Annotated in this window: 27 protein-coding genes; 11 read left to right on the top strand and 16 right to left on the bottom strand. The window is 74.3% G+C overall.

Features of this window, described 5'->3' with window-relative positions; translation table 11 throughout:
- The 3 genes from ACFVN3_RS18190 to ACFVN3_RS18180 form a co-directional block, all read right to left on the bottom strand.
- Nucleotides 1–2,369: Ig-like domain-containing protein (locus ACFVN3_RS18190; protein ID WP_378234363.1), on the bottom strand; the 2,369-nt coding region annotated here is incomplete at its 3' end.
- A 225-nt stretch (nt 2,370–2,594) separates the two neighbouring features.
- Entirely contained in the window at nt 2,595–2,843 is a 249-nt protein-coding gene (locus ACFVN3_RS18185; protein ID WP_378234362.1) for a hypothetical protein, read from the bottom strand.
- The gene (locus tag ACFVN3_RS18180) at nt 2,840–3,457 is read right to left on the bottom strand and encodes an ArsR/SmtB family transcription factor (RefSeq protein ID WP_378234361.1); all 618 of its coding nucleotides are present in this window, start codon (nt 3,455–3,457) and stop codon (nt 2,840–2,842) included. Before ACFVN3_RS18180 ends, ACFVN3_RS18185 begins: the two co-directional genes overlap by 4 nt.
- Nucleotides 3,458–3,579: 122 nt before the next feature.
- Between ACFVN3_RS18180 and ACFVN3_RS18175 the strand changes: the two genes are divergently transcribed.
- On the top strand, nt 3,580–4,425 hold the full coding sequence (locus ACFVN3_RS18175) for an oxygenase MpaB family protein (protein ID WP_378234360.1): 846 nt from the start codon (nt 3,580–3,582) through the stop codon (nt 4,423–4,425).
- Between the two features lie 33 nt (nt 4,426–4,458).
- Here ACFVN3_RS18175 and ACFVN3_RS18170 read toward each other — a convergent pair whose 3' ends face one another.
- Nucleotides 4,459–4,998, bottom strand: coding sequence for a MarR family winged helix-turn-helix transcriptional regulator (locus ACFVN3_RS18170; RefSeq protein WP_378234359.1), 540 nt, complete (start codon nt 4,996–4,998; stop codon nt 4,459–4,461).
- A gap of 101 nt (nt 4,999–5,099) precedes the next feature.
- Between ACFVN3_RS18170 and ACFVN3_RS18165 the strand changes: the two genes are divergently transcribed.
- Nucleotides 5,100–6,332 (top strand): MFS transporter, encoded by a 1,233-nt coding sequence (locus ACFVN3_RS18165; RefSeq protein WP_378234358.1) that lies wholly within the window; start codon nt 5,100–5,102, stop codon nt 6,330–6,332.
- A 51-nt stretch (nt 6,333–6,383) separates the two neighbouring features.
- On the opposite strand, the gene ACFVN3_RS18160 is transcribed toward ACFVN3_RS18165, so the two are convergent.
- Nucleotides 6,384–6,881 (bottom strand): MarR family winged helix-turn-helix transcriptional regulator, encoded by a 498-nt coding sequence (locus ACFVN3_RS18160; RefSeq protein WP_378234357.1) that lies wholly within the window; start codon nt 6,879–6,881, stop codon nt 6,384–6,386.
- Nucleotides 6,882–6,994: 113 nt separating this feature from the next.
- Here ACFVN3_RS18160 and ACFVN3_RS18155 point away from each other — a divergent pair, with 113 nt between their 5' ends.
- Complete coding sequence (locus tag ACFVN3_RS18155) at nt 6,995–10,174, top strand: efflux RND transporter permease subunit (protein WP_378234356.1); 3,180 nt, start codon at nt 6,995–6,997, stop codon at nt 10,172–10,174.
- A gap of 131 nt (nt 10,175–10,305) precedes the next feature.
- Here the strand turns inward: ACFVN3_RS18155 and ACFVN3_RS18150 are convergent, their stop codons facing one another.
- From ACFVN3_RS18150 to ACFVN3_RS18135, 4 genes are read right to left on the bottom strand one after another with little or no spacing between them, the layout of a single operon-like run.
- Nucleotides 10,306–11,007, bottom strand: a complete 702-nt coding sequence (locus ACFVN3_RS18150; RefSeq protein ID WP_378234355.1) for a response regulator — start codon at nt 11,005–11,007, stop codon at nt 10,306–10,308.
- Nucleotides 11,004–12,497, bottom strand: a complete 1,494-nt coding sequence (locus tag ACFVN3_RS18145) for a histidine kinase (RefSeq protein WP_378234354.1) — start codon at nt 12,495–12,497, stop codon at nt 11,004–11,006. Before ACFVN3_RS18145 ends, ACFVN3_RS18150 begins: the two co-directional genes overlap by 4 nt.
- Complete coding sequence (locus ACFVN3_RS18140) at nt 12,494–13,366, bottom strand: ABC transporter permease subunit (RefSeq protein ID WP_378234353.1); 873 nt, start codon at nt 13,364–13,366, stop codon at nt 12,494–12,496. Before ACFVN3_RS18140 ends, ACFVN3_RS18145 begins: the two co-directional genes overlap by 4 nt.
- Nucleotides 13,363–14,352 (bottom strand): ABC transporter ATP-binding protein, encoded by a 990-nt coding sequence (locus tag ACFVN3_RS18135; RefSeq protein ID WP_378234352.1) that lies wholly within the window; start codon nt 14,350–14,352, stop codon nt 13,363–13,365. Before ACFVN3_RS18135 ends, ACFVN3_RS18140 begins: the two co-directional genes overlap by 4 nt.
- A 377-nt stretch (nt 14,353–14,729) precedes the next feature.
- Between ACFVN3_RS18135 and ACFVN3_RS18130 the strand changes: the two genes are divergently transcribed.
- Both ACFVN3_RS18130 and ACFVN3_RS18125 read left to right on the top strand, forming a co-directional pair.
- Nucleotides 14,730–15,626 (top strand): Bax inhibitor-1/YccA family protein, encoded by an 897-nt coding sequence (locus ACFVN3_RS18130; protein ID WP_378234351.1) that lies wholly within the window; start codon nt 14,730–14,732, stop codon nt 15,624–15,626.
- Between the two features lie 2 nt (nt 15,627–15,628).
- Entirely contained in the window at nt 15,629–16,147 is a 519-nt protein-coding gene (locus tag ACFVN3_RS18125; RefSeq protein WP_378234350.1) for a hypothetical protein, read from the top strand.
- Nucleotides 16,148–16,231: 84 nt separating this feature from the next.
- Here ACFVN3_RS18125 and ACFVN3_RS18120 read toward each other — a convergent pair whose 3' ends face one another.
- On the bottom strand, nt 16,232–16,933 hold the full coding sequence (locus tag ACFVN3_RS18120) for a DUF5701 family protein (protein ID WP_378234349.1): 702 nt from the start codon (nt 16,931–16,933) through the stop codon (nt 16,232–16,234).
- A gap of 124 nt (nt 16,934–17,057) precedes the next feature.
- Between ACFVN3_RS18120 and ACFVN3_RS18115 the strand changes: the two genes are divergently transcribed.
- Complete coding sequence (locus tag ACFVN3_RS18115; RefSeq protein ID WP_378234348.1) at nt 17,058–18,467, top strand: cystathionine beta-synthase; 1,410 nt, start codon at nt 17,058–17,060, stop codon at nt 18,465–18,467.
- Nucleotides 18,468–18,545: 78 nt separating this feature from the next.
- Here the strand turns inward: ACFVN3_RS18115 and ACFVN3_RS18110 are convergent, their stop codons facing one another.
- The 3 genes from ACFVN3_RS18110 to ACFVN3_RS18100 all read right to left on the bottom strand — a co-directional run bounded on the left by ACFVN3_RS18110 (nt 18,546) and on the right by ACFVN3_RS18100 (nt 20,785).
- Nucleotides 18,546–19,238 (bottom strand): hypothetical protein, encoded by a 693-nt coding sequence (locus tag ACFVN3_RS18110; RefSeq protein WP_378234347.1) that lies wholly within the window; start codon nt 19,236–19,238, stop codon nt 18,546–18,548.
- A 76-nt stretch (nt 19,239–19,314) separates the two neighbouring features.
- Nucleotides 19,315–19,905, bottom strand: coding sequence for a TetR/AcrR family transcriptional regulator (locus ACFVN3_RS18105; protein WP_378234346.1), 591 nt, complete (start codon nt 19,903–19,905; stop codon nt 19,315–19,317).
- Nucleotides 19,898–20,785: an alpha/beta fold hydrolase gene (locus tag ACFVN3_RS18100; RefSeq protein ID WP_378234345.1), complete on the bottom strand. Its 888-nt coding sequence runs from the start codon at nt 20,783–20,785 to the stop codon at nt 19,898–19,900. The genes ACFVN3_RS18105 and ACFVN3_RS18100 overlap by 8 nt, the downstream gene beginning before the upstream one ends.
- A gap of 139 nt (nt 20,786–20,924) precedes the next feature.
- Between ACFVN3_RS18100 and ACFVN3_RS18095 the strand changes: the two genes are divergently transcribed.
- On the top strand, nt 20,925–21,335 hold the full coding sequence (locus tag ACFVN3_RS18095) for an FKBP-type peptidyl-prolyl cis-trans isomerase (RefSeq protein ID WP_087469658.1): 411 nt from the start codon (nt 20,925–20,927) through the stop codon (nt 21,333–21,335).
- A gap of 65 nt (nt 21,336–21,400) precedes the next feature.
- Here the strand turns inward: ACFVN3_RS18095 and ACFVN3_RS18090 are convergent, their stop codons facing one another.
- Nucleotides 21,401–22,630 carry a class I SAM-dependent methyltransferase gene (locus ACFVN3_RS18090; protein WP_378234344.1) on the bottom strand — a complete coding sequence of 410 codons (1,230 nt, stop codon included), beginning with the start codon at nt 22,628–22,630 and terminating at the stop codon, nt 21,401–21,403.
- A 140-nt stretch (nt 22,631–22,770) separates the two neighbouring features.
- Between ACFVN3_RS18090 and ACFVN3_RS18085 the strand changes: the two genes are divergently transcribed.
- Complete coding sequence (locus ACFVN3_RS18085; protein ID WP_378234343.1) at nt 22,771–24,165, top strand: DUF2252 domain-containing protein; 1,395 nt, start codon at nt 22,771–22,773, stop codon at nt 24,163–24,165.
- A 30-nt stretch (nt 24,166–24,195) separates the two neighbouring features.
- Nucleotides 24,196–24,585, top strand: coding sequence for a SelT/SelW/SelH family protein (locus ACFVN3_RS18080; protein WP_378234342.1), 390 nt, complete (start codon nt 24,196–24,198; stop codon nt 24,583–24,585).
- Between the two features lie 13 nt (nt 24,586–24,598).
- On the opposite strand, the gene ACFVN3_RS18075 is transcribed toward ACFVN3_RS18080, so the two are convergent.
- Together ACFVN3_RS18075 and ACFVN3_RS18070 are read right to left on the bottom strand one after the other, a co-directional pair.
- Nucleotides 24,599–24,979, bottom strand: a complete 381-nt coding sequence (locus ACFVN3_RS18075; RefSeq protein ID WP_378234341.1) for a VOC family protein — start codon at nt 24,977–24,979, stop codon at nt 24,599–24,601.
- 43 nt (nt 24,980–25,022) lie between these two features.
- Nucleotides 25,023–25,403, bottom strand: coding sequence for a DUF5997 family protein (locus tag ACFVN3_RS18070; protein WP_378234340.1), 381 nt, complete (start codon nt 25,401–25,403; stop codon nt 25,023–25,025).
- 54 nt (nt 25,404–25,457) lie between these two features.
- Here ACFVN3_RS18070 and ACFVN3_RS18065 point away from each other — a divergent pair, with 54 nt between their 5' ends.
- Together ACFVN3_RS18065 and ACFVN3_RS18060 are read left to right on the top strand one after the other, a co-directional pair.
- Nucleotides 25,458–26,351, top strand: a complete 894-nt coding sequence (locus tag ACFVN3_RS18065) for a LysR substrate-binding domain-containing protein (RefSeq protein WP_378234339.1) — start codon at nt 25,458–25,460, stop codon at nt 26,349–26,351.
- Nucleotides 26,348–26,953 (top strand): GNAT family N-acetyltransferase, encoded by a 606-nt coding sequence (locus ACFVN3_RS18060; protein WP_378234338.1) that lies wholly within the window; start codon nt 26,348–26,350, stop codon nt 26,951–26,953. The genes ACFVN3_RS18065 and ACFVN3_RS18060 overlap by 4 nt, the downstream gene beginning before the upstream one ends.
- Nucleotides 26,954–26,970 lie beyond the last annotated feature (17 nt).

Here is a 26,970-nt window from a genome sequence, read left to right as displayed (position 1 = left end):
TGGGTGTCGTTCTTCAGCACCGGGATCGTCACCACGTCCCCGGCGTGCACCGTGACCTCGTCCGCCGCCGCCTGCGGCGGCTGCAACCGCGTCGGTGCGGGGACGGGGATCACGCGCACCTGACCCGTCGCGGTCTCGGTCCCGTTGGAAGCCGTGTACTCCACCGTCACCGGTGCGTCCAGGCGCCGGATCTCGGTCACCCGGAGCATCTGGTGCGCCAGGATCGCGACCGACACCCCGGCGTCGGCCGGGACGCGCACGGACTGCACCACGAGGACGCCGCCGGCGGGGTCGGTGTCGTTGGCCAGCACGTCGACCAGCGTCGACCCGCCCGCCGGGAGCAGGGCGGTGTCGGTCACCACGATCGGGGCGCCCGCGGCCTCCGACGGCGGCAGCACGTCCACCCGCACCAGGCCCGTGGTCGCGTTCGGCCCGTCCGTGACCTGGTACGTCAGGTCGTACGAGCGCGGCTCCATCGACAGGAACGTGAACGTGCCCGCGTCGTAGTTCGGCGTGATCTCCGCGGGTGCGGACTCCGACACCGACGCCAGGCGCAGCTCGTCGTCGTTCGGGTCGGTGTCGTTGCGCAGGGGCTCGACCGTGATCGGCTGCCCCGCCGGGACCACCACGTGGTCGTTCACCGCGACCGGCGGCTGCGGCCCGGGCACCACGTCGACCAGCAGCTTGCCCTCGAAGGACATCTCGCCGTCGGAGACCAGCAGGGTCACGATCTTGCGGCCGGTGGACCCGCCGCCGTCGCGGAACTCCACGGTCCCGTCCGGGCGCGAGCGCACGTCGTCACCCGCGACCGTCGCCGCGGCCGAGGCGAGGTAGAGGTCGTCCCCGTCCGGGTCCTTGAAGTACGGCAGCACCTTGATCGTGGCCCGACCGCCCTGCCCGACCCGCAGCACCGGGTCACCCGTCTGCTCCGGCGCCGCGTTCTCCCCCCACGGCGACACCTTCAGCGTCACCCCGGCCTCGGCCACGCCCCCGCGCCCGTCGGCCACCGAGTACCGGAACGTGCCCGTGCCCTCGGCATCCTCGGGCACCACGGCCTGCAACGCGGCACCGCCCATGATCGCCTGCACCGTCGCGTTGGCCGGGGAGTCGCCCGCGAGCGACGCGGTCATCACGTCCCCGTCGGGGTCGACGTCGTTGCCCAGCACCGGCAGGATCGTCGTGCGCCCGGGGCGCACCCCGAACGAGTCGTCCTTGGGCTGCGGGGGCTTGTTCGGCTGGGTCCGGTCCGCGATGAACTGGTCCACCTGCTCCGGGTTCGTCAGCTCGGCGTCGGACTCCTCGCCCTCGGCCTCCTCCGGCATCTGGACGTCCCAGTCGTCGACCTTCTGGTACTCGTCCGCCGCCATCCACAACGTCCCCGCCGACAGGTCGTTGAGCACGATCACGTGCCGGTTCACCCGGTACTCCAGGCGGGTCTGGGGGTCCAGGCCCTCGAGCCGCTCGTCGACGTCCCGTCCCGTGCCGTCGCAGTCGCGGATCACCTGGCCGGTCGAGGCCCACGCCCCGTACGTGCAGGCACCGAGCTGGACGGGCGCCGCCGGCACGCCCTGCGCGGCACGGCGCTGCGCGTCGCCGCCCTTGAGCGGCTGCGCCACGAGGGCGTCCGTCGTGGCGACCGCGACCACGTCCGAGGACTGCGACGGCTGCTGGAGGCGGGCGTCCCCGCCCCCGTCGATCGCCACGCTCTTACCGCCCGGCAGGATCAGGTGCGACGCGGACCGGTCGAGCACCACGGGCTCGTCGCCCACCGCGGTCACCTCGACCTCGGCACCCTTGCTCACCGGGAGCGCGGTGGACGACGCCTCGCCGTCCACGGTGCCCTTGGTCGTGGTCGCCACCGTCCACAGCGTCCCCGTCGACGGGATCGCCGCGAACACCGTGCCGTCCTGCGACACGGTCAGCGCGCCCTCACCACCGACCTCGACCACCGGGTCCAGCTTCTCCGCGTCGAACGACGTCGCGCCGTCGAACGGCAGCACCCACAGCAGACCCTCCTCGCCGTCGAGGATCGCCGTCGTCGCGCCACCCGAGACCACCTGCGCCCCCGCCGGGAGCCGGATCTGCCCGTCCAGCTTGAGGTGCGCGACGCTCACCGGCGACGCGGTGCTCGTCCCGGCGTCGTCCAGCAGCACCCGGCCCGCGTCCTGCTGCACGTCGAACGACGCGCTGCCCGCGTTCAACGTCCCGTCCAGGGCCTGCGACTCGTAGTTGAACCGACCCAGCAACCCGGCCGACGTCTTCGTCACCCACACGCCCGAGTCGTTCAGGTCCACGTCCGCCGTGGCCTCGCCCTCGTACAAGAACGCCAGCCCCACCAACGCCGTCGAGAACACCGACACGGTGCTCACCGACGCGACGGTACGACGATGCTCGCGGATGCTCGAGAGAAGGCCCACCAATGCTCCCTAAGTTCCTGGTCGGGGCACACGGGATCGCGTCATCCTGTCGAGCCGGGACGGCGAGAGAGGGGGAGGCGCGCGTCTGTGCCCACAGAACGCCCCGTCGAGGGTAACCGAGCGGACCCGGCCCCCGATATGGGGAGGAGTCCCCACGCGGGTGGAATCTCCGGGTGATCAGGGCAGAAGGGACGCTCGGGACACCGCGGCGCGGTCGAGGGTGTGCTCTGCCGCCGCGTGGAGCCGGTCGGCCGCCGGCGTCGACGCCGTGCTCGGCGCGACGGCGGTCCCGTCGCATCGCGCCTGTGCCCGCGCCACGGCGCGACGGCGGCCGAGGTCGGTCAGCGCCGAGCCGACGACGACGAGCAGGCGGTCGGCGCCGCGCGGCTCGGCGGTGCGGGGGAGGGTGGGGGAAAACGCGCTCATGAGGGGTTCTCCTTGCCGTCGATCGTGGGGAAGACGTTGAAGTGGATCTGCACGGGCCGCGCGCCGGGGGTCTGTTCCTGCCCTTCGAACCGGTGCAGCGTCGCGTCGAGCGCGTCCCAGGCGTCCGCGACCTCGTCCATCTGGTCGGCGGTGAGCCACATGCTGGCGGTCGTGAGACGTGCCCCGTCGAGCCACCGTGACGGGAGCTCGGAGGAGCGCTCCAGGAAGGCCTGGATCTTGCGGGCACGGGCGCTCTCGAACTCGCGGCTCACCATCGCACCGGCGAGCGTGGCCGCGGAGTCCTCGGTCTCGTCGTCGGGCATGCTCACGGTGAACCCGCCCGGCGGGCGTTCCCACCACCGCTCCCGGGCCGTACCGCGGCCGGCGACCTCGCGGACGAAGCCGTGCCGGGCGAGCTGGCGCAGGTGGTAGCTCGTCGACCCGCTGGACTCGCCGACGAGGTCGGCGAGGCGGCTCGCCGTGAGCGCGCCGTGCGTGGAGAGCAGGTCGAGGATCTGGACCCGCAGCGGGTGCGCGAGCGCCTTGAGCTGGGCCGGGCCGAGCGCCGGGTGGCGCTCGGCGCTCGGGGGTGTGGTGTCGCCGTCGGTGCTCATGTACGAGGCTACATATCCAAAGACATATTTGCAAGAGATTCTTTGCAACGAAGTCTTTGGAGTGATGAGAGTCGTCCGCGGCGGGCGCGCGAGGTGAGGGAGGGGGTGCGAACATCGACGCCATGACGCACGTCGTGGAGCGGGCCCGCGGTGCGGCGGAGCGCGCGATCTTCCTCCGGGTCGCCGGCCCGGACGCGACCGCCACGAGGGCGCGCATCCACGAGACGCCGGGGCCGCGCTGGTTCGAGCGCGGATCTCCGGTCCAGCGCGTGCACGGGGATGCGTCGATGTTCGTCGGGGGGCTGCGCGCCCTGCTGCTCCAGAGCCTGCACCCGCTGGCCATGGCCGGTGTCGCGGCGCACTCGGGCTACCGGGGCGACCCGTGGGGCCGGCTCCAGCGCACGTCGACCTTCATCGCCGTGACGACCTTCGGCACGTCCGACGACGCGGAGCGGGCGGTCGCCGCGGTCCGCGCGGTCCACGAGCGCGTCCGCGGCCGGGCGGCCGACGGGCGCCCCTACCGCGCGAGCGACCCGGGGCTGCTGCGCTGGGTCCACGTCGCCGAGACCCAGAGCTTTCTCGTCGCGCACCAGTCGTTCGGCCGGGACCCGCTCGATGCGCAGGGGTGCGACGAGTACGTCGCCCAGGCCGCCGTCGTCGGGCGGGCGCTGGGGGTCGTGGACGCGCCCCTGACCCGCCGGGAGCTGGACGCGGCGGTCGAGGAGTACCGGCCGGCGCTCTCGCTCACGCCGCCCGCGCTCGACGCCGCGCGGTTCCTGCTGATCGAGCCACCGCTGCCGTGGCCCGTGCGCCCGGCGTACGCGGGGTTGGCGCTGGCGGCACGGGAGTCCCTGCCGTCGTGGGCTCGTGCCGGGTTGCCGCGGGTGCGCGGCCTGCCGACACGGTGGGCGCGGCCCGCGGGTGCCACGGTCACCCGGCTGATCCGGTGGGCGCTCCCCTCGCCGTGAACCCGCGTCACGGTGCGGGCTCTCGGGTGGCGGTCATGGCGTGTCGCGCCGCCGCCGGTACGCGTCGAGGTCGCCGTTGAGGCGACCCAGCAGCTCGGCGAGCAGCGCGCGGTCGAGCCGGGACCAGTCGCCCAGGACGTCGGCGTAGAGCTCGGTCCGTGCGACGCGGTGCGCGGCGAGCTCGTCGAGGCCCTCGGACGTCGGCTCGACGACGACCGCGCGGCCGTCGTGGGGGTCGCGCGCGCGGCGCACGTGCCCGGCCCGTTCGAGCGCGACGACCTGCCGGGTGACCGTGGAGGCGTCGAGACCGAGCCGCTCCGCGAGCGCGTTGACGTGGAGCGGCCCGTGCGTCCCGAGCGTGTGGAGCAGGAGGTAGCCGGAGCGGTCGAGCGTCCCCCCGCGGCGCGAGGTGCCGGGCGTCCCCGAGGCGCGGGTGCGCTCGGCGCGGCGCAGGAGCTGCGCGACCTCCAGCTCGATCGCGCCGAGCACGTCGTGCGCGTTCGCGTCGTCGCGCGCGTTCGTGCCGTCGGACGTGGGTCGAGGCGCTCGATCGTTTCCCTCGGCAACCGTCATAGGTGTATTCTACAGATACTTACCTGTTAGATACAGATAAATGTCGCCCTGAGCCTGCTCCGGCCGTGCGGCTCTCTCCCACGACCAGGAAGTGCGACGCAGTGGCCTCCCCGCGCAACGAACCGAACCGCACCGCCATCTACGCGACCGCCCTCACGGCGTTCTTCGCGATCGCCGGCATCGCGGTCGTCGACCCCATCCTTCCCGTCATCGGCGAGGAGATCGGCGCCTCGACGTGGCAGATCGAGCTCCTCTTCACGGCGTACATCGCCGTCATGGCGCTCGGCATGATCCCCGCCGTCATGGCCACCGGGCGCTTCGGCTACAAGAAGATCCTTGCCACGGGCGTCAGCCTCGTCGCCGTCGCGGCGGTGCTCGCGGCCCTCAGCACGAGCATCGGCCAGCTCGCCGCGCTGCGCGGGTTGTGGGGCCTCGGCAACGCGATGTTCTTCGCGACCGCGATGGTCCTGCTCGTCTCGCTCGCGAACGACCGCGAGTGGGTCGTCGAGCTCTTCGAGACGTGCGTCGGGCTGGGCTTCGCGGTCGGCCCCCTGCTCGGCGGACTGCTGGGCGGCATCTCGTGGCGCGTGCCGTTCTTCGTGTGCGGCGTGTTCATGCTCGTCGCGCTGCTCGTGTCCGTGACGCGGCTCAAGGACCCGGCCGAGAAGCCCGCGCCCCTGCGGCTCGGACAGGTGTTCCGCCTCTTCCGCAAACCCGGGTTCCTCGCGCTCGCCGTGGTGACGGCCGCGTACAACTTCTGCTTCTTCGTCGTGCTCGGGTACACGCCCGTGTTCCTCGGGCTCGACGTCGTGCCGCTCGGCCTGGTCTTCACCGCGTGGGGCGTCGGGCTCGCGGTCGGGATCCTCGTCGTCGGGCACCGGCTCGCCCACCGCGTGGGCGCGGTCCAGACGCTCGGCGTCGCGATCGTGGGCGTGCTGGTCGCGCTGGTCCTGCTGGCGCTCGACCTCGGGACGGCGTGGTCCGTCGTCGTGCTCGTGGGTGCCGGCGTCTTCATGGGCATCGCGAACGCGAACCTCACCGACCTGTCGCTCGCGCTCGGCGACCCGGACCGGCGCGTGACGACCGGGGCCTTCAACCTCGTGCGCTGGGGCTTCGCCGCTCCCGCGCCCGTGATCGCGGGCCTGCTGCACCCGGTCTCCGCGACCGCGCCGTTCTGGCTGGGGGCAGGGATCCTCGTGCTCGGCGTCGTCGTCTTCGTGGCGTTCGGCCACCGGATGGCGGGCGAGCTCGGCGAGCGCGTGCTGTGGTCGCGCTGGAACCGCCGGGCGCGCGCCGTCGAGGGGACACCCGAGGAGGCGCTCGGCGAGGTCTGAGCCACCGACGACGTCGAAGGGGTAGGTCTCGGGCCGCGTGGCTCGGGACCCTCACTCCTCCGGCGCGGTCGAGGTGTCGGTCGAGGTGCCCGTGGCGGACGCCTCCGCGACGTGGGTCAGGGCCTCGATCCCGACCGTGAGCGCGCGCAGGTCCGCGACGTCGAGCCGGTCGAGCAGGTCCGTGAGGGGCTCGTCCTCCTGCGCCGCGATCCGGCGCACGGCCGCCGCGCCGCGCGGCGTCGCGGCGACCAGCCGCACGCGACCGTCCTGCGGGTCCGGGCGGCGTGCGGCCATCCCCGCCGCCTCCAGCCGGTCCACGATGCCGGAGAGCGTCGCGGGGGAGATGCCGAGCACCTCGGCGAGCCGGTGCGAGCTCGTCTCGCCGTCGAGCTGGAGCACGGCGAGCGCGCGGAGCTGGGGGACCGTCAGGGTCGTGCGCAGCAAGGGTTCGAGCCGCTGGGCGAGGAGCAGGTCGGCGAGACGACGCTGCGCGTCCTCGAGGCGCCGCGCGAGCGCCGCGCGCTCGTCGTCGTCGGCGGGGTGGGTCACGGCGCAGACTCTATCGGTGGGAGCGGGAACCATCTCGAGATGCTTCGCGTTACGCTAACGAAATCGCGACGCCGACGTCGTCTCCCACCCGACCTGGAACCCCTGGAGGCTCCGTGTCCCGTCTCGCCCGGCTGTCGCTGGCCAACCGCGCGCTCGTCGCGCTCGCCACGGTCGCGATCGCGATCTTCGGCGTCATCAGCATGGGATCGCTCAAGCAGGAGCTCATCCCGAGCCTGCAGATCCCGACCGCCGCCGTCGTCGGCGTCTACCCGGGCTCCGCCCCGGCGATCGTCGAGCAGCAGGTGACCGTCCCCGTCGAGACGGCCGCGCGCGCCGTCAAGGGCGTCGAGGACGTCACGTCGACGTCGTCCACCGGCATGTCCGTGACGACCGTGCAGTTCGCGTACGGCACGGACATGGACGCCGCGGCGTCCCAGCTCCAGACGGCGATCACGCGGCTCCAGTCCCAGCTCCCCGAGGACGTCGAGCCGCAGGTCGTGACGGGCTCCGTCGACGACCTGCCCGTGATCCAGCTCGCGGTGTCCGGCGGCTCGGACGACGCGGCGCTCGCCGACACCGTCACGTCGAGCGTCGTCCCGGCGCTCGAGGACGTCGAGGGCGTGCGCAGCGTCGCGGTGAGCGGCATCGCGGACCAGCAGGTGACGGTCGACCTCGACCCCGCCGCGCTCGCCGCCGCCGGGCTCAGCCCGGCGCAGGTCTCCACGATCCTCCAGGACAACGGCGTCGTGATCCCGGCCGGGACCGTCTCCGACGGCGACCGGACCCTCAGCGTGCAGGTCGGTACGGCCGTCACGACCGTCGACGAGCTCGCCGCGCTCCCGCTCGTGTCCCCGACCGCCGCGCCGGGCACCGCGCCCGTGGCGCTCGGCGACGTCGCGACCGTGACCGCCGGCCCCGAGCCCGCGACGTCGTACTCGCGCCTCGACGGCGAGAACGCGCTCGCGGTGGCGATCACCAAGACGCCCGCCGGCAACACGGTCGAGGTGTCGCACGCCGTCCAGGACGCGGTCGACGACCTCTCCGGCGTGCTCGAGGCGCAGGACGTGCGCGTCGAGGTCGTGTTCGACCAGGCACCGTTCATCGAGGAGTCCATCGAGGGCCTCGCGACGGAGGGCCTGCTCGGGCTCCTCTTCGCGGTCGTCGTGATCCTGCTCTTCCTCGCGTCGCTGCGCTCGACGCTCGTCTCCGCGGTGTCGATCCCGCTCTCGCTGTTCGTGACGTTCATCGTCATGAACGCCACGGGCTACACGCTGAACATCCTCACGCTCGGCGCCATGACGGTCGCGATCGGCCGCGTGGTCGACGACTCGATCGTCGTCATCGAGAACATCAAGCGGCACCTGTCGTACGGCGAGGAGAAGGTGGGCGCCATCATCGGCGCCGTCAAGGAGGTCGCGGGCGCGATCACCGCCTCGACGGTGGCGACCGTCGCCGTCTTCCTGCCGATCGCCCTCGTGGGCGGCATGGTCGGCGAGCTCTTCCGGCCCTTCGCGCTCACCGTGGCCATCGCGATGCTCGCGTCGCTGTTCGTCGCGCTGACGATCGTCCCGGTGCTCGCGTACTGGTTCATCAAGTCCCCGCCCGTCCCGGCCGACCCCGAGGCCGCGCGCCTCGCGGGCGAGCGCGCCCGTGCCACGGCGGAGGCCAAGGAGCGCCGCGGGCTGTGGCAGCGCGGGTACGTCCCGACGCTGCGCGCGGCGCTGCGCCACCCCGTGATCACCCTGGGCGTGTCCGTCGCGATCCTCGCCGGGACGCTCGCACTCGTGCCGCGCCTGGAGACCAACTTCCTCGGCGACACGGGCCAGGACACGCTCACGGTCACCGAGTCGTTCGCACCCGGCACGTCGCTCGAGGCGCAGGACGCCGCCGCGCGCGACGTGGAGCAGGCCCTCATGGACGTCGACGGCGTCGCGACCGTGCAGACCACGGTCGGCACCGCGGGCGGTCCCGAGGCCGCCTTCTTCGGCGGCGGGGGCTCCCCGACGGCGACGTTCGCCGTCACGCTCGACGCGGACGCCGACGCCGTCGAGGCCCAGGAGGACGTGCGCGACGCGGTCTCCGGGCTGGGCGGCGAGGCGAGCGAGGGCATCGAGGTCGCCGGCGCGGACGCCGCGTTCGGCAGCTCGACGGTCGACCTCGTCGTGCGCGCCCCCGACACCGAGACCCTCGCGGCCGCGGCCGCGGACGTGCAGGAGCTCGCCGAGGACGCCGACGGCGCGGCGCAGGTGACCAACAACCTCGCCTCGGCCCAGTCGACGGTCCAGGTGACCGTCGACCGCGACGCCGCGGCCGCCGTCGGGCTCACCGAGACGCAGGTGGCCGGGACGGTCGCGGGGACGATGTCCCCCGCGCCCGTCGGCACGGTGAACCTCGGCGACGGCCCGGTCCAGGTCCGCGTCCTCGCGGGCGAGGCCCCGGCGACCGTCGCGGAGCTCGAGCAGGTCGTGCTGCCCACCGCGGCCGGGCCCGTGCCGCTCACGCAGGTCGCCGAGGTCGCCGAGGTCGAGGTCCCCACCTCGATCACGCGCGTCGACGGCGAGCGCAGCGCGACCATCTCCGTCACGCCCGCGGGCCAGGACCTCGGTGCGCTCACCACCGAGCTCACGACCGCGATCGACGGCCTCGAGCTCGAGGGCGGCGCGACGGTCGAGATCGGCGGCGTCGCGTCCGACCAGGCCGACGCGTTCGCCGACCTCGGGCTCGCGCTGCTCGTCGCGATCCTCATCGTCTACCTCGTCATGGTCGCGACGTTCCGCAGCCTCCTCCAGCCGTTCATCCTGCTCGTGTCGATCCCGTTCGCCGCGACGGGTGCGCTGCTCCTGCTGCTCGCCACCGCGACCCCGCTCGGTGTGCCGGCCCTCATCGGCCTGCTCATGCTCGTCGGGATCGTGGTGTCGAACGCGATCGTGCTCATCGACCTCATCAACCAGTACCGCGAGCGCGGCCGGTCGCTCGACGACGCCGTGATGGAAGGGTCGCGCAAGCGCCTGCGCCCCATCGTCATGACGGCCGCGGCGACGATCTTCGCGCTCACCCCGATGGCGATCGGCATCACCGGTGGCGGGGCGTTCATCTCCCAGCCGCTCGCGCTCGTCGTCATCGGCGGCCTGCTCAGCTCGACGCTGCTCACGCTCGTCGTCGTGCCCGTGCTGTACACGCTCGCCGAGCGCCGCGGCGAGAAGCGCGCGGCGAAGAAGGCCGCCAAGGAGGAGGCCGCGGCCCAGGCAGAGGCCGAGAAGGCAGCCGCCGCAGAGGCGACCGCGAAGGCCTGAGCCGCCCGACCTTCCCTCGGCCCGCCGGGACTCGCCGACCCGGCGATCCCGGTGGGCCGAGCAGGTGACTCCGGCGCGTCAGGAGTCCATGACGTGCCGGAACCACCTGCTCGGCGCCGAGGGAGGAGCCGTCAGGAGGGGCGGGCGACGCCCGTCTCGTAGGCGAGGACGACGGCCTGGACGCGGTCGCGGAGGCCCAGCTTGCCGAGGACGCGGCCGACGTGGGTCTTGACGGTCGCCTCGGACAGGACGAAGCGCTCGGCGATCTCGGCGTTCGTCAGCCCCTCGCCGAGGGCCTCGAAGACCTCGAGCTCGCGCGCCGTGAGCTCGGCGAGGCGGGGGTCGTGCAGGCCGGTCTGGCTCGGGGCGGGGGCGACGGTGCCGTCCTGGGGGAGCTGCGCGGAGAACATCTCGAGCATGCGGCGCGTGATGCGCGGGGAGACGGCGGCGTCTCCGCTCGCGACGGCGCGGATCGCCCCGACGAGCTCGCCCGGCTTGGCGTCCTTGAGCAGGAACCCGCTCGCACCGGCGCGCAGCGCGGCGAACGCGTACTCGTCGAGGTCGAACGTGGTGAGGATGATGACGCGCGACTCGGGCTGCGCGGCGACGATGCGTTCGGTCGCCTCGATGCCGTTGGTCCCGGGCATGCGGACGTCCATGAGCACGACGTCGGGCCGTAGCGCGGCGGCCTGCGCGATCCCGGTCTCGCCGTCGCCGGCCTCGCCGACGACCTCGATGTCGTCCTCGGCGGCGAGGATCATCCGGAAGCCCATGCGCAGCAGCGCCTGGTCGTCGACGAGCAGCACCCGGGTCGGTGCGTCGCTGTCCGTCATGTGCGTTCCCGTCCGTCGTCGCGTCCGCCGGTCTCCCGGCCGGGGTCGAGGTCGAGGCGCAGGCTCGCCCGCACCTCCCAGCCGGTCCCGCTCGGCCCCGCCGACACCGTACCGCCGTAGACGGCCGCCCTCTCTCGCATCCCGATGATGCCGCGGCCCGTCCCGACCGGGACGCCGGGCGGGTGCTGCTCCGCGACCGACGGTGGCAGGACGCGCTCGTCGGCGCTCGCGCCCTCGCCGGGGCGGCGCCCGGCCTGGTTGACGACGCGCAGCTCGAGCCAGTCGGCACCCGGCTCGGCGCGGCGTGAGACCTCGACGAGGACCATGGGCGACAGGGGCGCGTAGCGCAGCACGTTCGTCAGGGACTCCTGGACGATGCGGTGCGCGGTCTGGCGCAGCGCCGGGCCGGGCGTCGGCTGCGGGCCCGAGCGCACGAGCCGGACGGGCAGCCCGGCGGTGCGGAAGCGTTCGACGATCTCCTCGAGCTCGGGCGTCTCGTGCGCCGGGGCGAGCGGCACGGTCTGCTCGCCGCCGGGCTCGCGCAGGACGCCGAGCACGCGCCGCATGTCGGCGAGGGCGGCCCGCCCGGTCGCGGTGAGCTCGTCGAGCGCGTGGCCCGCGAGCTCGGGGTTCTTGGCGCCCGACGCCTTGGCGCCGTCCGCGAGCGCGACCATGACCGTCAGGGAGTGCGCGACGACGTCGTGCATCTCGCGCGCGATGCGCGTGCGCTCGGCGGCGGCGGCGAGCTGCGCCTGCTGGTCGCGGTCGCGCGCGATGGAGTTCGCCCGCTCGACGAGGTCGGACACGTGCTGCCGGCGGGCGCGCACGTTGGTGCCGATCGCGAGGGCGATCAGGCACAGGACGGTCGTGACGAGGATGCCGACGATGCGGTCGACGGTCGCGCGACCGGGCTCGACGCTCTGGCGCAGGACCTCGCCGTCCGCGGTGGTGATGACGTCGTACCAGAGGAGGGTCGCGGCGGACAGGGCCAGGACGACGATGGCGAGGACCGGCCACGCGATGCGGGACGGCCGCGAGGCCGCGACGGCGTACACCGCGAACATGGCCGCGACCTCGAACCCGGCGGTGTCGCCGGTGACCGCGATCGCGAGGACACCGAGGACGGTGAGCCCGAGCGCGACGGTGACGGGTCGCCGGCGGCGCCAGTACAGGAGCGCCCCGCCGAGGAGGAAGAACACGAGCGACAACGGCGAGGAGCCGTGGGGCTGCTCCGCGAAGAGCGAGTAGAGGACCCCCGGCACGACGAAGACCGCGACGATGACCCAGTCCATGACGACGGGGTGCCGGGCGAAGTACCGACGCACCGGGCCGAGGCGCCGGGCGTCGAGCTCGGTGAACGGCTCGGGCGCGGGCCGCATCGCCAGCGGCGCGGGCGCGCCCGGAGCTGCGGCTCCCGGGCGCGTCACGGCCGACGCCGGACGAGCGGGCTGCTCGTCCGGCGTCGGCGGGGTGGTGGGCCGGGAGGTCACGCGTCCCGGCGCTTGAGCACGATGGCCGCGGCGGCGGTGAGCGCCGCGGTCCAGCCGGCGAGCACCGCGAAGCCCGGCCACGGGCCGATCGCGTCGGGGGACGACATCCCGCCGCCGAGCACGACCTGCTCGCCTGCCGACGCGGGCAGCGAGTTCATGAGCGTCTGGACCCAGTCCGCCCCCGTGACGCCCATGACGATGTTGAGGACCATCGACAGGACGAAGAACACGGCGACGAGCGTGAAGATCGCGCCGGCTGAGCTGCGGAGCAGGACGCCGATCGCGACGGAGAACAGCGCGACGGCCGTGAGGTAGAGCACGACGCCGATCAGGGCGCGCTGGTCGTCCGCGGACGAGAAGTCGACCGTCATGCCCTTGCCCGACAGGATCGGGTAGGTCACGAGGTAGGACAGCCCGACGGCGACGACGGTCGAGACAGCCGTCACGACGCCGACGACGATCATCTTGGCCGCGAGCGCGGGCGTGCGGCGCGGGACGGCGGAGAGCGTGGAGCGGATCATGCCGGTGGAGTACTCGCCCGTGACGGTGAGCGCGCCGAGCACCGCGACGGCGAGCTGCGCGAACGAGTAGCCGACCGTGATGACCATGACGCCGACGCCGTCGGACGCGCCCATCCCGGCCTCCTCGGCCGAGACGCCCGCCGAGTCCATCGAGGACACGACGGCCGCGAACATGAGGGAGAAGCCCACCATGACCGCGATGGTGATGCCGAGCGTCCACCACGTGGAGCGCAGCGAGCGGAACTTGATCCACTCCGAGCGGAGCACGTGGCCGAAGGTGAGGCGGTAGGGGGAGGTGCGGGACGCCGTCGGGCTGGTGGCGCCCGGGGCGAGGGTCGTGGCGCTCATCGCTGCGCTCCTTCGAGGGAGTCGGTGGGGGCCGGCGCACTCGCGGGCGCACCCGCCGCGCCGTGGCCGATGTGGATCTGCGCGGACTCGGTCTGGTACTCGACCGAGTCGGCCGTGAGGGCCATGTAGGCGTCCTCGAGCGTCGACGTGACGGGCGTGAGCTCGTGCAGGACGAAGCCCTTCGCGGCGGCGAGCTCGCCGATCCCGGGCGCGTCCGCGCCGGTGACCACGAGCAGGCTCGGCTCGTCGCTCGTGACGGTCGCGCCGTCGCTCGTGAGGATCTCGGCGAGCTGCGTCGCGTGCGGCGTGCGGACGCGGACCGTGCGCTGCTGCGCGCCGTTGACGATGTCGCTCACCGGGGCGTCCGCGATGATCCGGCCCTTGCCGATGACGATGATGTGGTCGGCCGTGAGGGCGACCTCGCTCATGAGGTGGCTCGACAGGAAGACCGTGCGGCCCTCCGACGCGAGGTACTTGGCGAGGTTGCGCACCCACAGGACGCCCTCGGGGTCGAGGCCGTTGACGGGCTCGTCGAGGATGAGCGTCTTGGGGTCGCCGAGCAGGGCGGACGCGATGCCCAGGCGCTGGCCCATGCCGAGCGAGAAGCCGCCGACGCGCTTCTTCGCGACCGACTGGAGGCCGGTCATCTCGATGACCTCGTCCACGCGCTTGGTCGGGATGCCGTGCGTCGCGGCCATCGCGAGGAGGTGGTTGTAGGCGGTGCGCCCGGTGTGGACCGCCTTCGCGTCGAGCAGCGCGCCCACCTCGGTGAGGGGGGAGCGGTGCTGCGCGTACGGGCGCCCGTTGACGGTGACGGTCCCCGCGGTCGGACGGTCCAGACCCATGATCATGCGCATGGTCGTGGACTTGCCGGCGCCGTTGGGGCCGAGGAAGCCGGTGACGGTCCCGGGACGCACGGTGAACGAGATGCCGTCCACCGCGGTCTTGGGCCCGTACCGCTTGGTCAGGCCGCGTGCTTCGATCATGACTTCGCCCCTCCGAGGGTCGTTCGTCCGGGATGGTTCTGGTGCTCGCGGGGCGAGGGTCGCACCGGTCTGACCGGGGTCCTCTCCGCGAGGTACGTCTCGAGCCTAGGGACGTGCACGACGTCGGGCGGCCCCCGTGCGACGTATCTTGCCCGGGGTGTGGGCCGGGCGGCGTACACCGCGCGGCGTACGTGGCACGTCGTCGGGTGGTCCGCTGGTCGGGACTTCGCCGTCTCGGGGCGAAAAACCGGCGGGAACAGTGGCCACGGCTCGCACGTTCCCTAGGATGAACACAGGCCAGCGACACCCGACTCGAGGCGAGACGCCGATGACGAGGCCCGCTGAGAGGTAGTGGACGCCGCGACCAGGAGGAGCTCATGAGCAACCCCGTCTTCAACAACAGCGCGGTCTTCGGTGATCCGAAGAACCAGCGCGGTGGGGCGGCCACGCAGGCCGGTCCCGCCTACGGGAGCCCGCCGCCGCAGGGGCAGGGCCCTGCCTACGGCACGCCGCCCCAGCAGCAGGGCGCGCAGTGGGGTGCCTACGGCGCCCAGACCGCCGACGCCGCGTCGCTCGACGCGATGTACAACGCGCCGTCGGCGACGACCGCGGACACCAAGCGCCTGACCTACGACGACGTCATCATGAAGACGGGCGGCCTGCTCGCCCTGCTCGTGGTGGTCGGCGCGGGATCGTGGATGGTCACGCCGCAGATGCCGGCGCTGTGGATCATCGGCGCCGTCGTCGGCCTCGTGCTCGGCCTGGTGAACTCGTTCAAGCGGAACCCGAGCCCCGCGCTCATCGTGCTGTACACGCTCGCGCAGGGCCTGTTCCTCGGCGGCATCAGCCGCTTCTACGAGACGGCGTGGAACGGCGTCGTGCCGTCGGCCGTCGTGGCCACGGTCGCGACGTTCGCCGCCGCGCTGTTCCTGTTCAAGTCCGGCCGCGTGCGGGTCACGCCGAAGTTCATGCGCTGGCTGCTCATCGCGATGGTCGGCTACCTGGTCTTCTCGCTGGTGAACGTCGTGCTCATCATGACGGGCGTCCTCGGCGGCTGGGGGCTCTACAGCGGGTGGGGCATCATCGCCAGCGTCATCGGCGTCGGCCTGGCGGCGGCGTCGCTCATCGTCGACTTCGACTCGATCAAGCGCGGCGTCGAGGGCGGTGTGCCGGCCAAGTTCGCGTGGTCGGCCGCGTTCGGCCTGCTCGTCACGCTGATCTGGCTCTACCTCGAGTTCCTGCGCCTCTTCGCGATCCTGCAGAGCAGCGACTGACGGTGGCGCGCAGCACCCGTGAACCGGCACCCGCGGCGGACGTCCCGCCGCGGGTGCCGGTCTTTCTCGCCGGCCTGGTCGTCGCCGCGGCGGCGATGCTCGGCGTCCAGGTCCTCTACATGGTCGTCTCCGGCGCGCCGCCCGCGTGGCTCGCGTTCGCGGCGCTCCTCATCCTGCTCAGCGTGCCGACCGCGGGCGCCGCGGTGGCCTGGCTCGGCACCCGGATCACGCGCGACGCGTCCGAGCGCCGGGCCGCGCTGGTGTTCGCCACGCTCGGTCTCGTCGCGGGTGCGCTGTGGGGGTCGCTGCTCGCCGGCGGGCTCGCGCGGCAGCTCGCCGACGCCGGTGCGAGCGGCGGGGGAGCACTCGTCGCGGGCGCGGCCGCCGTCGTCGGCGTCACCGCGGCGATCGGCGGCGGGCTCGGTCGCCTCGCCGCGCGTGAGGCCTCCGACCGGCCGCTCCTCGTCGTCGTCCTCGGCGTCGTCGTGGTCCTCGTCGCCCTCCTGGGCTTCGTCGGCTGACCGCCTCACCCCGCCATCCCGTGAGTGCGTGAAAGAGTCGCGGTCGGAGGTCTCCGCCGCGACTCTTTCATGCACTCAGCAGGGTCAGGCGGGGAGGCGGCCCGTGGTCGAGGCGAAGCCGAGCCAGGTGTGGCGGTTGCCCGCCCAGCACCAGCCGACCTTCGGCGCGCCGCGGCGCTCGCGCCCGTCGCGCCCCGTGCCGTTCGAGATCCACAGCGCCGGGGTGCGGGCGTCGAGACGGCCGTCGGGCGTGCGCAGGCGCGACCCGATCGTCATGTAGCAGAGGTTGCGCGTGAGGACGCTCGGCGCCTGGAGCGCCCAGTGGATGCCCTCGTGCAGCAGCATCGGCGTCCGGCCCCGGGCGGTGAGCTCGGGCAGCGCCTCGTCCGGCGACCAGTTCGCCAGGTCGTCGCCTCGGTCCGGGCCCGCGACCACGTAGAGCGGTCCGTCGGGGACCTCGACGCCCTCGATCGGCGCGAACCGGTCGACGTCCGTCATGTCGACGACGACGAAGCCCTCCTTCTCGCCGTCGCGCGCCGGGAGCCGCAGGAGGGGAGCGAGGGCCGACGGCGGCGCGAGCCGCGGGTCGACGACGAGCAGCGACCCGGCGGGCGCGGTCCCGGCGAGCCCGGTCGCGGCGGCGCGGAGCGCGTCGGACGTCAGACCCGCGAGCTCGTGGACGCCGAGCGCGACGAGGCGCTCGGCCTGGGCGGCGACGCCGGGCAGGTCGGGGAGCGCCGTCGCGGGGGCGCTCGGGTGCGGGGCGGCGGTGGTCGTCTCGGGCACGGGTCACCTCTCGGTCGGGGCAGTCGGAGGGCTCAACGCTGTACACCGTACGGAAATTCCCTCCCTCGTGCCGCCGAGGTGTCGAACGACGCACGGCGCCGCGCGGATCGGGGATGATCGAGGCATGAGATACGCAGAGCACGTCTCGGAGCTCGTCGGCGGTACCCCGCTCGTCCGGCTGTCCCGTGTCACCGAAGGCCTCAGCGCGACGATCCTCGCCAAGGTCGAGTACGTCAACCCCGGCGGCTCGGTGAAGGACCGCATCGCGCTGAAGATGGTCGAGGCCGCGGAGGCGTCGGGAGAGCTGGCGCCGGGCGGCACGATCGTCGAGCCCACCTCCGGCAACACCGGCGTCGGCCTCGCGCTCGTCGCGCAGCGCAAGGGGTACGACTGCGTGTTCGTCTGCCCGGACAAGGTGAGCCAGGACAAGCGGGACGTGCTGCGCGCGTACGGCGCGCGCGTCGTCGTGACGCCGACCGCCGTCGCGCCGGACCACCCGGACTCCTACTACTCCGTGTCGGACCGCCTCGTCCGCGAGATCCCGGGGGCATGGAAGCCGAACCAGTACGCGAACCCGAACGGCCCGGCGTCGCACTACGAGTCCACCGGACCGGAGGTGTGGGCGGACACGGACGGCCGCGTGACCCACTTCGTCGCGGGCGTCGGCACGGGTGGCACGATCACCGGCACCGGGCGCTACCTCAAGGACGTCTCGGCGGACCGCGCGGAGGCCGAGGGCGGTCGCGTGCGCGTCGTCGGCGCCGACCCGGCGGGCTCGGTGTACTCCGGGGGCGACGGGCGCCCGTACCTCGTCGAGGGCGTGGGGGAGGACTTCTGGCCGGCCGCCTACGACCCGACGGTCCCCGACGAGGTCATCCCCGTCACGGACGCGGACTCGTTCGCGATGACGCGGCGCCTCGCGCGCGAGGAGGGCCTGCTCGTCGGCGGGTCGTGCGGCATGGCCGTCGAGGCGACGCTGCGGCTCGCGCGCCGGCTCGAGGAGGAGGACCCGGAGGCCGCGGACCGGGCCGTGATCGTTGTCCTGCTGCCCGACAGCGGGCGCGGCTACCTGTCGAAGATCTTCAACGACGCCTGGATGCGGTCGTACGGGTTCCTGCCCGACGAGGAGGGCGTGACCGCGGGCGACGTGCTGCGCGCCAAGGACGGGCGCCTGCCCGACCTCGTGCACACGCACCCGAGCGAGACCGTGCGCGACGCGATCGAGATCCTGCGCGAGTACGGCGTCTCCCAGATGCCGGTCGTGGGCGCCGAGCCGCCGGTGAAGAGCGGCGAGGTCGCGGGGTCGGTGAGCGAGCGCGAGCTGCTCGACGCCGTGTTCTCCGGCCGCGCCTCCCTCGCCGACCGCGTGGACCAGCACATGGAGCCCCGGTTCCCGCTCATCGGCGCGGGCGAGGGCGTCGAGGCCGTCCGGGCCGCGCTGCACGATGCCGACGCGCTGCTCGTCGTCGAGGACGGCGACCCGGTCGGCGTCCTCACGCGGCACGACCTCCTGGGGTTCGTCGCCGCGCGCTGACTCTCCCCGGCACCTGCCGAGCACGACCAGGGGGTCGTCATCCCGTGGATGGCGACCCCGTGTCGTGCTCGGCAGCGATCAGGGTCGTGGTCGGCGAAGAGCCACGACGGCGAGCAGCACGCACCCGGCGCCGAGCAGGACGCCGTGCGCGACCCTCAGTCCGGGACCGCCCCAGAACTGCGGCAGCAGCAGGACGAGGCCGAGGGTGAACGGCAGGGTGAACCACCAGCGCGCGACGCCGCGGAGCGCGACGGCGGCGAGCAGGCCGCCTGCGGCAAGGAGGATCAGCCCCGCGCCGAAGAGCGTGACGGCGAGGGGTCCCGCGCGCAGGTCCGTCACGACGTCGAGAAACCCCGTGGCGGCGGGGTCGCTCGTGGAGGTCGCCGCGCTCGCGATCGCCTGGATGCCGAACATCTCCGCACCGAAGAAGAGCGCGGCGAGGAATCCACCCGCCCAGACGAGTCCCGTCGCGGACGCGAGCAGATCGGCCGTGCGCCGTGGGGCCCGGGCGGCGACCGTCGATCGTAGGCCCAGGAGCGCCGGGGCGAGCAGGCCGATCGCCAGGATGCCGCACAGGTGCGCGACGACCCAGCGGTCGGACGCGAACGCGGCGGCGAGCTCGGCGGTCGGGTGCGCCTCGTCCGGCCAGGGTCGCAGCACGGGGAACAGGACGAAGCCCGTACCCGCTGCGACGAGCGCGGCGGCGGTCAGGCGTCGGGTCGAGGTCGACGACGTAGGCGTGGCGGGCGCTGCGGTGGTGGTCGAGCTCATGGGAGCCTCCGGGGGTTCGCGGGAACAGGTGGGTGTCCGCCCGGTCCGGTGTGCGGTCCAGGACGGGCGCGCGCGGTCAGGAGCCGCCGGTGAGCGCCGCGAGACCGGCGAGCATCGAGCGGACGTGGAGCTCGAAGCTCTCGTCCAGGTCGTCGGGGAGCCGGAAGCCGCCGCCGAGCTCGAGCGCGACGAATCCGTGCAGGCTGGCGCGCACGGACCGGATCGCGTCGATCGTGCGGTCCTCGGGGAGGGCGAAGCCGCGCAGCACCGCGCCGACGACCTGGACGCTGCGCCCGGCCGCCGCGGACAGCGCGGCGTCGGCGGGGTCGTCGGGGTCGGGCGCCACCTGGACCGCGGCGTACCGGCCCGGGTGCGCGCGGGCGTAGCGCCGGGTCGCGTGCGCGAGGGCGGCGACGGCGTCGGGCCCGGCGAGCCCGACCGTCGCGTCGGTGAGCGCCCGCGTGTAGTCCTCGACCGACACGACGACGACCTCGCGCCGCAGGGCCGCGAGCGACCCGACGTGCTTGTACAGGCTCGGCGTCGCGACGCCCGCCTGCGCGGCGACCTTCGCGAGCGTGAGGTCGGCGAAGCCGGTCGGGCCGCCCGCGTCGACGAGGTCGACGGCGATCCGCACGACCGCCGCGTGCGAGAGCCCCGCCCTAGCCACGGGTGCTCTCCGACCCCTCGGCGCGCGCGTCGCTCGGGCGCGCGGCGGCGTCGGGCAGGTCGGCGAGGAACGCGAGCGTCGCGGCCACGACCTCCTCCGGCGCCTGGAGCTGGGGGTAGTGGCCCACCTCGGGCAGCACGAGGGTCGTCGCACCGAGCGACTCCTGGGCCCACGCGGCCTCTGCCGCGGGGTCTGCGTAGTCGGGGTCGAGCGCGCCGAAGATCGCGAGCGCGGGTGCCTCGACGTGCGCGACGCGCGGCTCGACGACGCGGTGGTCGAGCTGGAGGGTGAGGTCCCGGAAGGAGCGCAGGCGCCCCGGCTCGGAGAGGTTGGCGCGGATCGCAGCCTGGTGCGCGGCGAGGCGCGCGGGCGTGCGGCCCTTGTTCAGCGACCCGTAGAACGACGCCCAGAACGCGGCGCCCCACGGCCGGGCGAGCGCGAGGCGGTAGAGCGCGCGCATCGCACGGAGCTTCGCGGGCGACGACGGCTCGCGCAGGAACCCGTCGAGGAGGACGAGCCCGCGCACGAGGTCGGGGCGCTCGGCCGCGGCGATCACGGCGGCCGACGCCGCCATGGAGCTCCCCAGCAGGACGGCGGGGCCCGCGTCCAGGTGCTCGACGAGCGCGACGTAGTCGGACGCCGTCGCCTCGTCGCCGTGGGTCGAGAACGTGGTGTCGCTGTCGCCGTGGCCGCGCAGGTCCACGACGACCACGCGGTAGCCCGCGGCCACGAGGTGCGGGGCGACGTCGTCGTAGGTGGCGCGCAGGTCGCCCATGCCGGGCGAGGCGACGACGAGGGGCCCGTCGCCCTCGTCGGTGTAGGCGAGGCGCCCCTCGGCCCGGGTGAGGTGGTGCACGGTGGATCGCTGGCTCGTGTTCATAGCCCCAAGGCTAATGCCATTAGCCAAAGTTCGCAAGAGGGCGGGTGGAGGACACCCCCGGCCGCCTCGGAGCGACCCGCGTAGGGTAGGGAGACCCGCGTCCGCGCGGCCTTTCCTGCACCCGACGAGAGGCAACCTCGTGACCGACCAGCCCACCCTTCCGACCGCATCCGGATCCTTCGGCGACAAGCCGACGCTCACGTTCCCGGAGACGGACGCGCCCAGCGGTCTCCAGGTCGTCGTGCTCAGCGAGGGCGACGGCCCGGCCGTCACGTCGGGGCGCAACATCGTCGTGCACTACCTCGGCCAGGCGTGGGGCGGCCACGTGTTCGACAACTCCTACGACCGCGGCGACACCATCGCGTTCCCGATCGGCGTCGGCGCCGTGATCGGCGGCTGGGACAAGGGCCTCGTCGGCCAGAACGTCGGCTCGCGCGTGCTGCTCTCGATCCCGCCGGAGCACGGCTACGGCCAGCGCGGCGTGCCGCAGGCCGGCATCGCGGGCACGGACACGCTCGTCTTCGTGGTGGACGTCGTCGACGTCCAGTGACACCTCCGCGCTGAGTGCCGGGTCTTCGTCGCCGCCGAGCCGTCCCGACGACGAAGACCCAGCACTCAGCGGCGCGTGGAGCGGGTGACGGTGAACCGCGGGCCGCGCGCGACCTGGGTCGTCGGCCCGACCGCGCGCTCCAGCGCCGGCCGGTAGCGCAGGTGCGAGTTCCACACGCACCACAGCTCCCCGCCTGGCCGCAGGACCCGCCCCGCCGTCGCGAACATGCGGTGCGCCGCGTCGGTGCGCAGGGCTGCGCCGTCGTGGAACGGCGGGTTGAGCAGCACGACGTCGGCGCTCGCGTCGGCCAGCGTCGCGCCCGCGTCGTCGCGCACCGTGCGCACCCGGTCGCCGACCCCGTTCTCCCGCGCCGTGAGCGCCGCCGACCGCACCGCCGCGTCGGAGCGGTCCGCCGCGACGACGTGCGCCTCCGGCCAGCGCCGGGCCGCCCACGTGGCGAGCAGCCCCGTCCCGCAGCCGAGGTCGACGACGTCGCGTGGCCCCGTGCCCCCGGGCGCCGACCCGTCCGGGGCGGCGGCGCCGAGCTGCTCGAGCAGGGACCGCGTGCCGAGGTCCAGGCCGGCGCCCGCGAAGGCGGCCCCGAACGCCGCGACCCGCAGCCCGACGTCGGGCAGGTCGGCCGTCACGGGGTAGGTGAACCCGTCGTGCGCGGGGCGCGGCGACGACGCGACGAGCACGCGGGACTTGCCGCGCGCGAGGCTCGCGCGCACGTCCGCGAACGACTCGCCGAGGACGTCGTTCATGGCGCGGGTCATGTGCTTGACGCGTCCGCCCGCCAGCAGCACCACGTCCGGGTCGGCCTCGCGCGCGACGTGCTCCGCGACGTCGCGCAGCGCCGCGAGGCTGCGGGGCAGGCGCAGCAGCACGACGCGCGCCCCGGCGAGCAGACCGGTCCCGAGGACGTGGCGCACGTACGCGCCGGTCAGGCCGAGCGCCGCCGCGTTCGCGTCGAGCGCGGCCTCCGCCGTGCAGGCGTCCTGGTGGACGCGCGCCCTCGCAGCGCGCCCGTCTCCCGACGCCGGACCGTCCTCGGTCGTCGCCGTGGCGGTGAGCAGGGCGGCGCCGAGCGTGAGGGCCCCGTACCGGTCGTCGACGACCGCCACGGCCCCCGGCCCGGCGCCCGCGAGCCGCGGCGCGGCCTCGTCGAGCAGGAGGTCGAGCAGCAGCCGGTCGACGGGGTCCACGGCGACCGGGGCGTCCTCGCGGCCCGGGCCGGTGTCGTCGGTACGCAGGCGCGCGAGCAGCGCGGCGAGGTCGGGCGGGGAGGTCGTCACCGGTCCAGTCTCCCCGACGGCACGACGCTCCCCGCCCGGTCGCGCCTGCGCCGTCGCTCCGCCGAACCTCACCCGGCGTCGCCGTGCCGTGCGCCGCCGCGAGCGCTACTGTGCGGTTCCCGGACAGCGAGGAGGCACCCGTGGACGTCCCGCGAACCCTGGCCGAGTCCCGCGCGGCGGGGCGCGCCCTGCGCGACAGGGTGCCGCGCCGCACCCAGGGGGAGCTGCTCCTCCCGGAGCGCGACCCCGTCGCGATCATCGAGGAGCAGAACCGCGACCGGCTCCAGGACCTCGTCCCGCTGCGGATCGGGCGCATGCTCGAGTCGCCGTTCGCGTTCTACCGCGGGACGGCGGCCACGATGGCCCATGACCTGCGCGACGGTCCGCGGACCGGGGTGCACGTCGTCGCGTGCGGCGACGCGCACGTCTCGAACTTCGGCCTGTTCGCGTCGCCCGAGCGGCGCGTCCTGTTCGACCTCAACGACTTCGACGAGGCGTCCGACGCGCCGTGGGAGTGGGACGTCAAGCGGCTCTCCGCGAGCATGCACGTGGGGGGACGGGACAAGGGCATGTCGGAGGAGCAGTGCCGCGAGGCGGCGCGGGGTGCGGCGCGCGGCTACCGGGAGGCGGTCGCCGCCGCGTACGACCGCAGCGCGTTGGACCGGTACGCCTTCCAGGTCGACGCGGAGCTCATCGAGCCGCTCCTGCTCAAGGAGGGGCGGCTGGAGCTGAAGCGCACCCTGAAGAAGGCCCGCCGTCGTACGTCGGAGCAGGTGGTCCAGAAGATCACGGCGCTGTCCGCCGACGGGCGGACCCGGATCGTCGACCAGCCGCCCGTCACGCAGCACGTGGACACGGCGAGCCTGGACGAGCTCACGACCCTGTTCGAGGCGTACCGCGAGCCGCTGCGCGCGGACGCGCGCCTGCTGCTGAGCCAGTTCACGGTCGTCGACTTCGTGCTGCGCGTGGTGGGGGTCGGCAGCGTGGGCACCCGCTGCTACATCGTGCTGCTCGAGGGGCCCGCGGGGGAACCGCTCGTGCTCCAGGTGAAGGAGGCGACGAGGTCCGTGCTGGCGACCTACGGCGGGATGGTCGACGCGCTGCCCTCGGGTCTGGTGCCGGCAGGGAGCGTGCCCGCCCAGGGGCGACGCGTCGTCGCCGCCCAGCGGATCCTCCAGGCGCAGTCGGACCCGTTCCTCGGCTGGACCACGGTCGAGGCGCCGGGTCGCACGGGGCGGCCCCGCGTCGACTTCTTCTGGCGGCAGTTCCGCGACATGAAGGGGTCGGTCGAGCTCGACCGGCTCTCCGCCGCGCAGTTCGTCCGGTACGGCGAGCTCTGCGGGCGCGTGCTCGCCCGCGCGCACAGCCAGTCGCCCGGCACCCGCGTGGCCCACGGGTACCTCGGCCGCTCCGACGCGTTCGACGACGCGATCGCGCGCTGGTCGTGCGCGTACGCGGACGTCGTCGAGCAGGACTTCGCCGCGCTCGAGGCGGCCGTCGCGAGCGGGCGGCTGCCCGCGGAACGGGGCACCTGAGACGACGCGCCCGACCGTAGGCTGAGCGCCATGACGGACGACGCCGGGCTGCCCGGTCCCGAGACGCCCGCGCCCACCGACCCGCCGCGCGGGACGGCGCGCGTCGCGGTCGAGTACTGCACGCAGTGCCGGTGGCTCCTGCGTGCCGCGTGGGTCGCCCAGGAGCTGCTCCAGACGTTCCGCACCCGTCTCGGCGAGGTCGCGCTGGTGCCGGGGACGGACGGCGTCTTCCGCGTCACGCTCGACGCCGGAGACGGTCCCGTGCTGCTGTGGGACCGCAAGGCCGACGGCGGGTTCCCCGAGATCCCCGACCTCAAGCGGCGCGTGCGCGACGCCGTCGCACCGGACCTCGCGCTCGGGCACACCGACCGGGCCGCCGCCCGGTCCGCCGGCGTGGGCGAGGCCGCGCCCGTGGAGTGACGCTCCGGGCGGCTCAGGTGCTGAGAGGCGGTTCGACGAGGTCCCACGGCATGCCGTGCAGGTCCTCGAACACCGCGACCGTGCCGTAGGGCTCGTGCCGCGGCTCCTCGCGGAACACCACGCCGTGCGCGAGCATGCGTGCGTGCTGGACGGCGAAGTCGTCCGTCTCGAGGAACAGCGCGACGTCACCGTCGGCCTGCCGTCCCAGGACGTCTCCCGTCGTGGGGACGAGGACGAGGCCGGTGCCACCGTCGTCCGGCCCGACGACGACGCGCCGCCACGACCCGCCGACCACCTCGTCCTGGCGGACGGCGAACCCGATGGCGTCGACGAAGAACGCGATCGCCTCGTCGAGGTCGCGGACGAGGAAGGTGACGTCGGAGATGCGCAGCATCCCGGCAGGCTAGACCACAGGGCCCGGAGGGCGCGGCGTGCGCTCAGCCCTTCTTGGTGCGGGCCGCGGCGAGCCGCTCCTCCTCGGCGCGGACCTTCTTCTGCACCTCGCGCTCGGTCGCGAGCCACGCGGGCGGGTCCTGGCGCAGCGCGTCGATCTCCTCCGTCGTCAGCGGCTCGGTGAGCCCGCCGCGCGTGAGGCCGGAGATGGAGACGCCCAGGCGCCCCGCGACGACGGGTCGCGGGTGGGGGCCGTTGCGGCGCAGGTCCGCGAGCCACTCCGGCGGGTTCTTCTCGAGCTCCTCGAGCTGGGCCCGCGTGATCGTGCCCTCCTGGAACTCCGGCGGCGTGGCGGGCAGGTACACCCCGAGCTTCTTCGCCGCGGTGGCGGGCTTCATGGTCTGCGCGGACTGCTTGGGGGTCATGGGCTCCAGGGTAGTCGGCCGGTCGGGTGTCGGCGGCGCGCCTAGGCTGGTCGGGTGGACGACGACGCGGGCACGGCCCCCGAGGTGACGAACGGCGAGACCCCCGACGACGGCGGTGCGGTGCGGCGGTTCCGGCTCGCGTACGTGCCGGGCGCGACCCCGGCGAAGTGGGTGCGCACCTGGCGCGAGCGCCTCGCCGACGTGCCGCTCGACCTCGTCGCCGTCGAGGCGGGCGACGCCGAGCGCGCGCTGCGCGACGGGGAGGCCGACGCCGCGATCCTCCGCCTGCCGGTCGACCGCGACGTGCTCAGCGCGATCCGGCTCTACGAGGAAGCGCCGGTCGTGCTCGTCTCGCGCGACCACCTGCTCGCCGCGCTCGAGCCCGAGGAGCCGGTCGCGCTCGCGGACCTCGCCGACGACGTGCTGCTGCGCCCGCTCGACGACGTCGTGCCGTGGGCGGGCGAGCCCGGCGCCGCGGACGACGCCCCGGAGCCCCCGGGCCGGCCGGCGGTCGAGCGTCCGGCGACGACGGGCGACGCCGTCGTGCTCGTCGCGGCGAACGTCGGGGTGGCGGTCGTGCCCCAGTCGCTCGCGCGCCTGCACCACCGCAAGGACGTGACGTACCGGCGGCTCGACGACGCGCCGACCGCCCCGGTCGCACTGGCGTGGGTCGCGGACCGCGACGACGAGCTGGTCGAGGAGATGGTCGGGATCGTGCGGGGCCGCACCGTCAACAGCTCGCGGGGTCGCCGCGCCGTGGCCGTGCCCGAGGAGACCGCGACGCCCCGTGCGCAGGGCGGCCGCGGCGGACCCGCGAACCAGGGCTCGCGCGGTGGCTCCGGCGGCCGGGGAGGGTCGCGCAGCGGGCGTGCCGGTGCCGGGAAGCAGGGGCGCGGTGGCCCCTCGAAGGGACGCGGCTCGCGCGGGAAGGGCGGGAAGCGGCGGTGACCGCCCGGCCCGGGGCCCGTGCGGTCTCGGACCCGCCGTCGTCGGACCCCCGCGCCGAGCTCCCGCTCGAGCTCGTGCTGCTCGACACCGTGCCCACAGCCGATCGCGACGACCTCCTGTCGGCCGCCCGCGCGCTGCGGCTCGGTCCCGGGCAGGACGCGTTCGTCCCGCCGGCCGCGGACGTCGTGGACGCGGCCCTGGCGGACCCCGACCGGCACCTCCTGGTCGCCCGGGCCGCCGGGGGCGAGGTCGTCGCGCTCGGGGTGCTGCACCCGGGCGGTGCGCCCGACGAGGTCGTGGCGCTGCTCGGTGGTGCCGCCTCGGCGGACGTGGTGCTCTTCCGTGGATTCCTCGTCGACGTCGCCGCGCAGGGCGCGGGGGTCGGCTCGCGCGTGACGGCCCTGCTCCCCGGCGCGGTCGCGGACCTGGCGCGCGTGCGCCGTCGGGCCACCCCGTACGCCGCCCTGGTCCTCACGGTCAACGAGCGCAACGCCGCGGGGCGCCGCGCCTACGCCCGGGCGGGCCTGGCGGACCGCGGCGCCTACCTCGGCGGGAGCGCCGGCCCGCAGCGCGTCATGGCGACGACTCTCGATAGGTCTTGACTTATATAAGTAACCAA

Source organism: Cellulosimicrobium sp. NPDC057862 (genome assembly GCF_042797035.1).
Taxonomy (GTDB): Bacteria; Actinomycetota; Actinomycetes; order Actinomycetales; family Cellulomonadaceae; genus Cellulosimicrobium.
This window is presented reverse-complemented; position numbering and strand designations above follow the sequence as displayed.

What these genes read in the sequence shown, in the direction of transcription:
- ACFVN3_RS18185 (WP_378234362.1), bottom strand. Translation starts at nt 2,843, where the DNA reads ATGAGCGCGTTTTCCCCCACCCTCCCCCGCACCGCCGAGCCGCGCGGC.
- ACFVN3_RS18180 (WP_378234361.1), bottom strand. Translation starts at nt 3,457, where the DNA reads ATGAGCACCGACGGCGACACCACACCCCCGAGCGCCGAGCGCCACCCG.
- ACFVN3_RS18175 (WP_378234360.1), top strand. Translation starts at nt 3,580, where the DNA reads ATGACGCACGTCGTGGAGCGGGCCCGCGGTGCGGCGGAGCGCGCGATC.
- ACFVN3_RS18170 (WP_378234359.1), bottom strand. Translation starts at nt 4,998, where the DNA reads ATGACGGTTGCCGAGGGAAACGATCGAGCGCCTCGACCCACGTCCGAC.
- ACFVN3_RS18150 (WP_378234355.1), bottom strand. Translation starts at nt 11,007, where the DNA reads ATGACGGACAGCGACGCACCGACCCGGGTGCTGCTCGTCGACGACCAG.
- ACFVN3_RS18140 (WP_378234353.1), bottom strand. Translation starts at nt 13,366, where the DNA reads ATGAGCGCCACGACCCTCGCCCCGGGCGCCACCAGCCCGACGGCGTCC.
- ACFVN3_RS18135 (WP_378234352.1), bottom strand. Translation starts at nt 14,352, where the DNA reads ATGATCGAAGCACGCGGCCTGACCAAGCGGTACGGGCCCAAGACCGCG.
- ACFVN3_RS18130 (WP_378234351.1), top strand. Translation starts at nt 14,730, where the DNA reads ATGAGCAACCCCGTCTTCAACAACAGCGCGGTCTTCGGTGATCCGAAG.
- ACFVN3_RS18115 (WP_378234348.1), top strand. Translation starts at nt 17,058, where the DNA reads ATGAGATACGCAGAGCACGTCTCGGAGCTCGTCGGCGGTACCCCGCTC.
- ACFVN3_RS18110 (WP_378234347.1), bottom strand. Translation starts at nt 19,238, where the DNA reads ATGAGCTCGACCACCACCGCAGCGCCCGCCACGCCTACGTCGTCGACC.
- ACFVN3_RS18100 (WP_378234345.1), bottom strand. Translation starts at nt 20,785, where the DNA reads ATGAACACGAGCCAGCGATCCACCGTGCACCACCTCACCCGGGCCGAG.
- ACFVN3_RS18080 (WP_378234342.1), top strand. Translation starts at nt 24,196, where the DNA reads ATGACGGACGACGCCGGGCTGCCCGGTCCCGAGACGCCCGCGCCCACC.
- ACFVN3_RS18075 (WP_378234341.1), bottom strand. Translation starts at nt 24,979, where the DNA reads ATGCTGCGCATCTCCGACGTCACCTTCCTCGTCCGCGACCTCGACGAG.
- ACFVN3_RS18070 (WP_378234340.1), bottom strand. Translation starts at nt 25,403, where the DNA reads ATGACCCCCAAGCAGTCCGCGCAGACCATGAAGCCCGCCACCGCGGCG.